The organism is Pararoseomonas baculiformis (assembly GCF_017813395.1).
GTDB lineage: Bacteria > Pseudomonadota > Alphaproteobacteria > Acetobacterales > Acetobacteraceae > Roseomonas > Roseomonas baculiformis.
The window spans coordinates 1-10,252 of the sequence record NZ_JAGIZB010000058.1; the positions used below are offsets into that span (position 1 = coordinate 1).

8 protein-coding genes and 3 pseudogenes are annotated in these 10,252 nt (G+C 64.7%); 7 read left to right on the forward strand and 4 right to left on the reverse strand.

Annotated features, from left to right (window positions below):
- Positions 1-124: 124 nt before the first annotated feature.
- Positions 125-628, reverse strand: a pseudogene (locus J8J14_RS23895) (transposase); the annotation flags it as partial.
- 652 nt (positions 629-1,280) lie between these two features.
- Here J8J14_RS23895 and J8J14_RS23900 point away from each other — a divergent pair.
- On the forward strand, positions 1,281-2,489 hold the full coding sequence (locus tag J8J14_RS23900; RefSeq protein ID WP_209382048.1) for a hypothetical protein: 1,209 nt from the start codon (positions 1,281-1,283) through the stop codon (positions 2,487-2,489).
- Positions 2,490-2,500: 11 nt separating this feature from the next.
- Complete coding sequence (locus J8J14_RS23905; protein ID WP_209382049.1) at positions 2,501-5,047, forward strand: hypothetical protein; 2,547 nt, start codon at positions 2,501-2,503, stop codon at positions 5,045-5,047.
- A gap of 1,066 nt (positions 5,048-6,113) precedes the next feature.
- Here the strand turns inward: J8J14_RS23905 and J8J14_RS23910 are convergent.
- A complete protein-coding gene (locus J8J14_RS23910; RefSeq protein WP_209382050.1) occupies positions 6,114-6,374 on the reverse strand; it encodes a hypothetical protein in 261 nt (86 codons plus the stop codon).
- Between the two features lie 53 nt (positions 6,375-6,427).
- A complete protein-coding gene (locus J8J14_RS23915) occupies positions 6,428-6,652 on the reverse strand; it encodes a DUF2188 domain-containing protein (RefSeq protein ID WP_209382051.1) in 225 nt (74 codons plus the stop codon).
- Positions 6,653-6,790: 138 nt separating this feature from the next.
- On the opposite strand from J8J14_RS23915, the gene J8J14_RS23920 reads away from it, so the two are divergent.
- The 4 genes and pseudogenes from J8J14_RS23920 to J8J14_RS23935 all read left to right on the forward strand — a co-directional run.
- Entirely contained in the window at positions 6,791-7,093 is a 303-nt protein-coding gene (locus J8J14_RS23920; protein WP_209382052.1) for a type II toxin-antitoxin system HigB family toxin, read from the forward strand.
- On the forward strand, positions 7,093-8,316 hold the full coding sequence (locus J8J14_RS25265; RefSeq protein ID WP_245216131.1) for a hypothetical protein: 1,224 nt from the start codon (positions 7,093-7,095) through the stop codon (positions 8,314-8,316). Before J8J14_RS23920 ends, J8J14_RS25265 begins: the two co-directional genes overlap by 1 nt.
- Positions 8,317-8,410: 94 nt before the next feature.
- Positions 8,411-8,758 carry a hypothetical protein gene (locus J8J14_RS23930; protein ID WP_209382053.1) on the forward strand — a complete coding sequence of 116 codons (348 nt, stop codon included), beginning with the start codon at positions 8,411-8,413 and terminating at the stop codon, positions 8,756-8,758.
- A gap of 42 nt (positions 8,759-8,800) precedes the next feature.
- A pseudogene (locus J8J14_RS23935) lies at positions 8,801-9,022 on the forward strand (IS5/IS1182 family transposase); the annotation flags it as partial.
- A gap of 108 nt (positions 9,023-9,130) precedes the next feature.
- On the opposite strand, the gene J8J14_RS23940 reads toward J8J14_RS23935, so the two are convergent.
- Positions 9,131-9,769, reverse strand: coding sequence for a hypothetical protein (locus J8J14_RS23940; RefSeq protein WP_209382055.1), 639 nt, complete (start codon positions 9,767-9,769; stop codon positions 9,131-9,133).
- 400 nt (positions 9,770-10,169) lie between these two features.
- On the opposite strand from J8J14_RS23940, the pseudogene J8J14_RS23945 reads away from it, so the two are divergent.
- Positions 10,170-10,252, forward strand: a pseudogene (locus J8J14_RS23945) (IS5/IS1182 family transposase); the annotation flags it as partial.

Sequence of the window (10,252 nt, forward strand, 5' to 3'; positions counted from 1 at the left end):
GTCGGCATCCTGGGGCATGGCCGGCGCCACCCGTGCCCGGGGCTCGCCCCGGGCACGGGCAGTCGCGCTGAACTGGGGAATTTTCAGCCAGCACTTCCGGGGAGAATTCACTCAGCCGCTACACGCGCACCTTCACGTAGGTGGCGTCGAGCCAGAGGTAGGGCCAATCGCCCTCGATGGGGCGGCCCAGGAAGTCCTGTACCCGCTCGTCGATCTCGGCACACAGCCGGGAGACCTGGCTCTTGCTGACGCCCTCCAGCCCCATGGCCCGGACCAGGTCATCCACCGAGCGCGTGGAGATGCCCTGCACATAGGCCTCCTGGATCACCGCCGTCAGCGCCTTCTCCGCCGTCCGGCGGGGCTCCAGGAAGGCCGGGAAGTAGCTCCCCCGCCGGAGCCTGGGGATCCGGAGCTCGACGGTGCCTGCCCGGGTTTGCCAGTCCCGCTCGCGATACCCGTTCCGCTGCACCAGGCGGTCCGGGGAGCGCTCCCCGTGGGCGGCTCCTGTTACCTCGCCCACCTCCAGCTCCATCAGCCGCCCGGCGGCAAAGCCGATCATCTCGCGCAGGAAGGTCGCGTCGGCAGACTTCTCCAACAGTCCCCGAAGGGCCATCGTCTCATCGGTCATCGTGGTCGGTCCAAGGTCAGGGTTGCAGGTCTCAGCAACCCAACCCTGCCATGAACCACCGCGGTGACCGCCTCAGATCCGGCGGTCAGCTCCTACACCACCACCAGGGACGCGACCTCTTGGCTCAACCAATAGTAGGATCAGAAACACTACAAGACGTATATTCGGCCACGATGTTTCCAGACGAAACATTCAATGGAGGCGACAATTATGTTTCGTGCTCGTAACAGTAAGGTTTTTGATAGTGCCTCTAACGCGGAAGAGAACGCTTGATTTGCCAGATGGCCCTGGTCAGCGGGGATAAGTTTATCCGGATACGTATGGTAGCTCTGCACTGAGTGTCCACGGATCGGCAATATTTTGAGGACCAGCGCTTTATTGCTTCACGAGTTCGCGATGACACAAAGTCATGTCGACTTTCGCGAGCGTCGGACGTGCCAATTTCAAATGATGGGGTTCTCACCTCAAGAGACGGGCTACGGTCCGCAAGGGTTCTCGAATGCTTGCTCAGACAACCACAACCACAACCACATCCTCGGCTCCCGCGCGTCGCTCGTCGCCGGCTCGCAAGCGCGCCCTCACCGCTACTCCTTCCCTTACATCCGTCAACAACACTTCCCTGCCCCTCTCGGCCGCTGCCGCGATCGACCTGATGAACCGCCACCGGGAGCTGCTGCGGAAGAACGGGGATCAGACAGACCGAGCGCTCGCGGTCGTCGCGGAGGATGTGCGTGCCCAGGCGATGCTCGCCACGCCTGAAGTGGCGGCGGAACTCGTGCAGCGAGCCCGTCGAGCCAAACTCCTCAGCTCGCGTACGGAGGTTGACAGCGCCGTTGCCGCGCTCCTCGCCTACGCAACGCAGGGCCTGGACACCCTGCGATCGGCCCGGAGCAGGCTGCGAACGATCGTCGCATTCGCGCTCGCCAATGACGCGACGATCCCCGATCTAACAGCCCGCTACGGAGGTCTCTGGAAGATCTACGACGAGGCGCCCCGTCGCGACGCGAACGCCAAGGCGAAGGCTGCCGTAGCCCGCTTGATCAGCGTTCGCCTGCCCCAGGCGGTGGAGGAGCGTGCCCGTGAACGACATTCGGTGATCCAGCTTGTGCCCGCATCCCGTGGTCACTGGGGCTACCGGGAAATCGTGATTTACGAGTCCGTGCAGGACGACAAGGGGGAGCAGAGCAGGCCCGCCTCGTTGCCGGAGCATCTTTCGGACGTCGGAGAGGCGAGAGCCTCGAGCATTGCCTTGAATGAGGCTGCCGGAAGTCAGCCGCGTGACGCCGACCAGCCCGTAGATGATGCGGTAGAAATTTCCCAGGACCCGTCGCCTGGCACGATGACCGACGAGCAGGCCGGCGGCGTCGGGGTGACCGCACAGTCCATAACCCCTTCCGATGATGCCACCGCCGAGCTGGCAGTCAGCGCGGTGAGGGTGGGGGAGGGAACCGAGGCCGTCGGGGAGGTGGGGCCGCGCATCATCGATCCCACAGCGCAAATCGACCTCCTCGGCGCCTCCAAGGCTGAGGCACCCCCGGCGACCTCCGGCGAGGAGAGCGGGGCTGCAGGGATCGTGTCCAGCGAGGGTTTGGGAGATGAGACGACCACCGCCCCCGACGATCTCGTAACACGGATGCAGAGCTTTTGCGGGACGCCGTTCATCATCAACTCCCTCAAACTGCACCAAGAGCGGTTCGAGGACCTGATGCGGTGCGCCACGAGTGAACGGATGCAGCTGCGTGGGTTCAACAAGCCCCGCCACGTCTGGACGGCGCACACGATGACACCGCTCCTCGCGGAGACCCTCCAGCAGCACGGCGCGCGCCCCGTCAGAGACGATGAGATCGTTGCAGCCGGCTGAGGGAGGCACCCGTGACTAAGCTAGAGCAGTTCGTCCGCGTTGAGGGACTGGCCCTGCAGCCGGGCAAGCCCACTGTCGCGGGCCACCGCACGTGGTCGCTCGCCGACAGCATCGCCGAGGCGACGCGAGTTCCCGGTCACTGCCCGCATGTCGCGCAGCCCTTGCGGCCGCGGATCCTGACCAGCACCCCGCCCGAGATGATCCTCGTAACCGCCCGAGAGCGTGCAGCGTCGGCGCGGGATCCGCGCGGCCGCGCCGTCCGGAGGGATGGCATCGTCGCCGCCTCTTATGTCGTGAGCTATCCGAAGGACTGGGGCACGGTCCGGTCATCGCGGGCCGAAATGCGACAGTATGTCCAGTGGAAGAGGAAAGCCGTCCGGTTCCTCAAACGGGAACTAGGCCCCGACGCCAGCATCATAGAGCATCGCGACGAGGGCCATCCGCACCTTCATGCATATGCCCCCGCAGTGCTCGTACCGGGGGAAACGACAACTGGGAAACAGGTTCTCTTCCTGGACATCGGCCCGGTCGATCCCGGCCGGCGGGCGCGGAACGAAGCGCGCCGTGCCGGCAAGGATCGGAAGGCTCAGGGCGAGGCGCTGGTGGCAGCTTACCGCGACCTGGCCTACCGCCTTGCCCGCGATGTCGGCCTTGAGTTCGGCCACACGCTGCCCGGAGTGGACGGGCCTGGCCGCCGACGGGAGGACGCGCTGTCCTTCCGGGCAGGGACGGAGGCCCGGGCCGAGATCGCGCGACTGCAGGAGCGGGTCAGGGACTTAGAGAACGCGGAAAGGAAGTCCGGCCGGCTGCTCGTCGCTGCGGCAGCAATCGCCAGGCGAGAGGACAGTAATCCGACGAGGCTGCCATCTGGCGAGGCCGGTAGCAGAATGCGAGTCGCGGAGGCGGCACACCGGCGCATGGGCGACCACGCTCCTCTCGAGCGCCTGCAGCCGGACGGTGCGGTAGCGTTGCTTCCGCCCGGTACGCCCGGCGGCACACGAGTCTCGCGCGGTCTGATCCGGACCGTGGAGGAGGCGCGAGGGGACGAGGCCGCCATCTCCCAGCTTTCCCGTCAGGTCGCCATTCTCTACGCGGCGCGCAACGCGGCGGAGGAGAATCTCGCTGCGACCGAGCGCAAGGCTGCCGAAGCGGAGGAGGAGGCAAAGAGGAGGGTTGATATCCTCCGCGCCGAGGTAAGCCGGAAGGACGACCTGCTCACGCAGGAGAAGCTACGGGCGGAACGGCTGTCGGGCCAGGTCGGCATCCTACAGAGGGCGAGGGACCAGCTGCACAACCTTCTCGGCCGCGTTGCCGCTGCCGACGGTCCCGAGAACCTCGCCCGCGTGCTCCAGCCGGTTGCGCCGCAAGCCGCCAGTTTCGTGCGGAGCCTGATGGCGCGAGTGGCGGAGCTCGCCGGCCGGCCGACCCGAGAGGAGCTCGATTTCACCGTCGCCGGGCGAGAGAACGCAGAGCACCGGGCGCGCGTGGCAGAGGAAGAAGCGCGCGCGGCGGAAAAGCTCGTAAGGACAGCGCGCGAAGAGGCGGACGAGGCACGCCGCGAGGTCACGCGCGTTTCGGGGCTGCTCGCGGAGGAAAGGGCCCGCGCCGAGCGCAAGGAAGCGGAGCGGAAGGCGGCGGAAGAGCGGGCTGTGGGAGCTGACGAGCAGCGGCAGAAGGCTGAACGCCATGCGAAGGACATGCAGGCAGCCGCGGCCAAGCGCCTAGAGGAAGATGTGAAAGCCGGTCACGAGCGCGGCTATGCGACGGGGTACGGCGCCGGACGTGATGCTGTGATGGCTGCTCTGCGCCAGGAGCTGTGCGGCCTTGGGATTACTGCCGGGCCCAAGCCGACCGCCGACGCGATGGCCGCGATCAAGGCGGCCCGAGCAGCGGCTGAGGCTTCAGAGGCTCGCGCGAGGCAGGCAGAGGCCGAGGTGAACAAGAGGAAGACACCAGCCGAAGCGCCAGAGGCGGCAAACCGGCGCGCCGCGCTAGATAGTCTGGTGATCCGGATGCGGGAGGGGGCGTCGCGGGTCGAGCGGGCAGCGGAAGAGCTCCTGACGTGCCTTCCGCAGATGCACGCCAGGATCGCAGGGTACGCGAACCAGGAGCGCCTCAGCGTCTTCGAAGCCGCGGCCATCCTTGCTCGTGACTACCAACGGGCCCTTCCAAAGTCCACGGACGTCCTGAACGCGGCCTACAAGCTGGACCGGGAGTGTGCCGCCACCAATCGCCTCTCGCTGAGCGTCGCGGAGGAGGCTCGCGGCCTCGGCGGCTTCGACGGCCGTCAGCGCGAGGAACTTGGGAGGCTTCGTCTGGAAGTGCTCCGGCAGATCGCCTGGGTGCCGCCTTGCAACGAGGGCAGCCACGCGCCCTGGACAGTACTGAGCGAGGCGCTGGGTCCCGCTCGCGCCCCGGCAAGCGGCGCGGTGATACGGGCGGCCAGCACCGTACCAGAGCTGGAGAACGCTTCGGAGCGTGACCAACGCCTACGGCACCAGAGCCGCGCGCTCTACGCAACAAAAGCTGCGGGCTCTCTGCAGCCCACCAGGCACTAAGACAAGAGGAGCAGAGTCATGTCCAACATCGCGCCGCCACCAGGGATGATTCCGAACTTCGAAGGAAAGGTTTTACGTGTCGGAAGCTGCCGAGGTTGCTTCTTCCACGACGTGCCACACGGAGGAATTCCTCTTCCGTCGAGTTCATCAACTCCCGAGATCCGCGCGGAGTATGCGAATCGTGGCTACTGCCGTCGCGGCTCGCCGGCGCCGACCGAAGGCGCGGGAAAGAGGACATTCTGGCCTACTGTACACCTCGACCGCGATTGGTGCGGCAGCGGCGTGGCCCTCTAGACCAGATGTCCGGGAGGGCATTCATGAACGGCGCCCGCGTGGAGGGCTGGGGCCCCCACGCGGAAGCTCGGCGCTGCTGGAAAGAGCGATCCGGACCGGCATTCGCGTGCTCTTGGTGGAGAGTGATCCGGCTACGCGGCCCGGGAGCGGGCTGGGGCAACCTACGTGGCGTCGGTAGAGGCGCAGCGCGGTCGGGACGCGGTGGAGGTGCCCGGGTTGAGCCGGGTGGCCTGATAGCGTTGGAGGCCGTGGAGCGGGCACGGGTCAGGATCGGCAGCAGCAGGACGGAGCAGGCCAGGGTGGTGCGCGGATTTACTGGGCCAGGGTGTTGAGCGTCGTGGCCGGAGGCACAGCCGCAGCGGAGGCGCGGCGTCGGGAAGTGGTAGAGCGGCCCTAGGTGGCGCACGAACTGTGGGCGGTGACCGAGGCGGCGGAGCGGCGTAGGTCGAGAGGGTGTGCAGGAAGCCGGACGCGCCGCCGGCACCCTGGCGGCTGCCGGTGGTTCCAGCCAGCGCGAGGACCTGTCCGGGATGGGGCGGGAGGTGTTGGTGTTGGTGTTGCATGACGGGCCGCTCGCGGTGGATGCACAGGAGCGTGCCCAAGCCCGGCAGCAATAAGTCGAGCAGCAGCGGCTGGGAATCTGGCGTGGGCAGAGTATGGGGATGTAGGGAAGATCGTCGGCCATTAGCCCTCCCTTTGCAGGCGGTCTGGCGGCTTTGGGGGCCGCGGCGGATTGAGGGTACGAGGGCGCCTCATCATGTCGATCTCCTGATCAGTTAAGGGTGTATTCACGCCAGGGAATGGCCCCAACCGGCACGCCGGCGAGGAAGCGCGAGATGTCGGAGCGTCCGTAGTAGGTCGCCCGCCCCTGGTGATCCTGTGCCATGAGGGTGACGGGCATGCCCGGGAAGACGGGCCGAAAGCTCGCGATCGCCCGATTGGCTTCGGCACTGTTGTTGATGACGTGCCGCTGCACGACGACGACCGCGAAGGTCACACCCTGCTCGCGCACGATGGCGCCCTGAAAACGCATGATCTCTCTCCTATCGAGGGGCTACGTCGCTCTCCGGCGTAGCCCCGTTGATGTCAGCCCTTGGGCGGGAAGGCGTCGCCGCCGTAGCTGTCGCGCTCGCGAATACGACCATCGCGGCCGTGTACGAGCAGCTCGCTTCCCTGGTTCCGGGCGATGCTGCGAGCCTCTGCGGTGGCCTGCGACTGGGTGGGGTGGACCGAGGTAGCCCGGCTATTGCCGGCCCCCTGAACAGCCCAGCCCCGGTCGTGCGGTACGACATGCTGGTTTCGACCTGCCATAAGGGCCTCCTATATGTTCCCTGTGTGGGAACTATAATGCCACAACCATATTGATCCCTACAAGGGATCATATTATATGTGGCTCATTCAGGGAGCAGACCCCTTGCGCGAGAAGGCGGGTCGCATAGGCTCTGGGGGATGCGAATCATCTCGCGCAAAATGCTGCTGGCCTTCCATGAAGGCCGGCCCGAACGTGCTGATGCGCGAACGGCCCTGGAGGCATGGTACCGCGAGGCCAAAACCGCCTCGTGGACGACGTCTGCTGAGGTGAAAGCTAAGTACCGCTCGGCGAGCATCCTCAAGGGGGGCCGGGTGGTCTTCAACATCTGCGGCAACAAGTATCGATTGGTCACGCGGGTGAACTATGCGGTGGGCGTTATCTACGTCCGCTTCGTGGGGACTCACGCGGAGTACGACAACATCGACGCGGAGACGATCTGATGGCCCACATCCGACCAGTCCGCACGGAAGCGGACCACAAGGCCGCCTTGGCGCGGATCGATGAGCTGATGGACGCCCAGCCGGGAACGCCGGAGGCTGACGAACTCGACGTGCTCGCGACGCTGGTCGAGCGCTACGAGGAGCACCAGTTCCCGATCGGCATACCGGATCCGGTGCAGGCCATCCTATTCCGTATGGAGCAGGCGGACCTTTCGCGCCGTGACCTTGAACCTCTTCTCGGGGGGCGCGCTAAGGTATCCGAGGTGCTCAGCGGCAAGCGGCCACTGACGCTGACAATGATGCGTGCGCTCACGACACAGCTTGGAATCCCAGCCGAGGTCCTATTGCAGGAGGGGGGCCGCGAAGCTGAGCAGCAAGCGACCGAGCCTGACTGGAACCGGTTTCCGATAGCCGAGATCGTGGCCTGCAAATGGCTCGGGCGTGTGACGGGCAACGCCCTGGCTCAGGCCGAGAAGCTGATGAAGGACCTGCGGGATCTGGCCGGTGGTCCGCAAGCGGCAACATGCGGCCTCTATCGCAAGAACGATCACCTTCGGCAGGGTGCTAAGGTAGATCCCTACGCATTGACTGCGTGGTGCTGGCGCTCAATGGCGGTTGCAAGAAAGGAGAAGGTCGGAGCCTTCGATCTATCGTCTGTGGACCTCGAGTTCCTACGCAGTGTGACGAAGTTGAGCCGACACAGTGATGGTCCGGTTCGTGCTAAAAAATTCCTTGCGCAGCACGGGATTCGATTGGTTGTCGTGAAGCACTTGAGCCGCACGCACCTCGATGGTGCGGCACTGCGGCTTGTCGATGGAATGCCGGTGATCTCGCTCACGCTGCGTTACGACCGCCTCGATAATTTCTGGTATTGCCTAGCGCATGAGCTGGCCCATGTGGGGCGCCACTTCGCGCACGACGATGCCCAGCCCTATATTGATGATTTCTCGGCTGCTTCCTTACCAGGCGGCCAGCTGCCGAAAGAGGAGCAGGAGGCGGATGAGTGGGCGAACGAAGCCCTGGTTCCACAGTCTGTGTGGCAGAGCAGTGCCGTCAGCTCTAATCCGTCACCGACGAACGTCATTGCTTTGGCGGACGACCTTGGTGTCCACCCTGCTATAGTTGCCGGCCGTGTGAGATACGTACATCGTAATTATAGACTCTTGACCCACTTCGTTGGATCTGGGGAGGTACGGCGTCAGCTGGGCTACTCTGATTGTTGAGCATCTTGCTTCCTCATCAGAACGTATCCTTGTACCAGCGTCATATTCTCTCCGCGGTAGACCATGCGAACGCGGAATTAAGGGAAGTTAGCAAGTGGAAGTCGCCGTCTTCTTCCCGGATCTCGACCTCGATGTTGAGATGACCAATAGCCAGCCTGCCGAGCCGCTGGCAATTGGGGATGGTGTCACGGTCAGCTGGCACGTGCCCCTGATAAAGTCGGGAGATATCCCAAAGACTATCGAGGTTGCCTTTCAACTCGCGGCGGCCGTTGGAGGTGGCATTGCCCTCAACGTGGTAGCCAACGTCATCACGGACTGGCTCATGCGACGATTCAAGGGGCGGGCCGAGAAGCTGGTGATCGAGCGGCAAGAGGTTGAGTTTGAGGCGGGAGCCATAAAGCGCATCGTGCTGGAGACAATCACGCAGGATACGGGTCGTTGAGGCTGCGGCGGGCTCTGTCAGGTTGTCGGGTCCGATGGGCCGGTGCTCCGCGCCATCAAGCGCCTGGGCCGACGGCTCTGGAAGCGGTGGAGCGGCTACCATCGCCGCAGCCTCGCCGAGACCGCCATGTCACGCCTCAAGCGCATGGGCGAGCGCCTCTCGGCCCGCGACCCCGCCCGTCAGGTCGCCGAAGTCCAGATCCGCTGCGCCATCCTCAACACCTTCAACGCCCTTGGTATGCCCGACACCATCACTCGCGCCTGATCAAAACGGAAAAGGCGAGCTCGCGCCCTCCGCCTGATTCACGCAACAGTGCCCCGGTAAGTCAGGCTTCATGTATGGACGACTTTATCTTCTTAGCAAGAAAGACGGTCAGGTCCGCCCTGCCCTGACAGTGAAGTTCGTCGCTCTGCCTGTCTGTGTGTCGTAGGCGCAGTGGTAGGTGTGGCGCACCCAGTTCCCGAAGCCGTTCTGCATCTCGATCTCGTCGCCCGCGTAGTTGACGATGCCTGCGCCCTGGTCACCCCAGCCGAAGCGACTGAAACGGGTGAAGCTGGTCGTCCAGCGGTAGTCGGTGCGGGCACTCGCCTGGATCAGCGGTTCGCAGGCGCGCCCGGCGTCAGCGACGTGCTTCTGGGCCCAGCACTGGAGATCCTGGCGGCAGGCGGCGTCAGCTGCGGCCTGCCGGGTGCGGCGCTCGGCTGCTTCTGTCTCTGCCTTGGCTTGGGCCTCGCGGCGGGCCTTCTCGGTTTCCTCCGCCCTCGCAGCAGCGTTTGCCGCGTGCATGGCCTCCCTGGAGGCTCTACTGGCCTCCATCGAGGCCCGCTGTTCCGGGGTCATCGAGGCGCCTGCCAGCATGGGCATGATTAGGACGCCGGGGATGAGCCAGAAGAGATGCTTCCGGCGGCCCTTCATGAATACGGCAGCGACACTTGCACATGCCATCAGGGCGGCCAGGATGGTAAGGACGATGTACAAGGCCACTCCAGCGAGAATCTTCGAGCGCATCATATCGCATCGGATACAAAGCGCTGCAACTCGTTCCGTTCAGAGTGACGGATGACGACAAGCACACGCTCATGCATGCTCTCCTCAAACTGGCAGCAGTTGTTCGGGACACAGTCTGAGGCACAAAGTCGAAGGGGCCGATGGAAGCTCAGTTCGTCCAAACAGCCGGTTCCGCTTTTCGCACCGGAAGCATCCCCCGGAGCCACACACGACGCGTAATGTCTACTTGGTAGAGGGACTTTAGGCTGCGATTGTCGACTTGAGGCGGACAGCAATCTTGGCGACAATAGCCCGGCTGCAGCCAGTAGCATCGATCACCTGCGTCCATGACATCCCCTAAGCGAGCATGTCGGCTATTGCTTTAAAGCTCGGGACAAAACCTGGGCTGAGGCGTTGAGGAGGGATGGCGCTCCTCGTTCCTGATGACCTCTGGTCGGCGGTGGAACCGCTGTTGCCGCGGGAGCGGCCGAAGCCCAAGGGCGGTCG

Coding starts and splice junctions, on each gene's coding strand:
- J8J14_RS23900 (WP_209382048.1), top strand. CDS start 1,281: ATGAACCGCCACCGGGAGCTGCTGCGGAAGAACGGGGATCAGACAGAC.
- J8J14_RS23910 (WP_209382050.1), bottom strand. CDS start 6,374: ATGCGTTTTCAGGGCGCCATCGTGCGCGAGCAGGGTGTGACCTTCGCG.
- J8J14_RS23915 (WP_209382051.1), bottom strand. CDS start 6,652: ATGGCAGGTCGAAACCAGCATGTCGTACCGCACGACCGGGGCTGGGCT.
- J8J14_RS23920 (WP_209382052.1), top strand. CDS start 6,791: ATGCGAATCATCTCGCGCAAAATGCTGCTGGCCTTCCATGAAGGCCGG.
- J8J14_RS25265 (WP_245216131.1), top strand. CDS start 7,093: ATGGCCCACATCCGACCAGTCCGCACGGAAGCGGACCACAAGGCCGCC.
- J8J14_RS23940 (WP_209382055.1), bottom strand. CDS start 9,769: ATGATGCGCTCGAAGATTCTCGCTGGAGTGGCCTTGTACATCGTCCTT.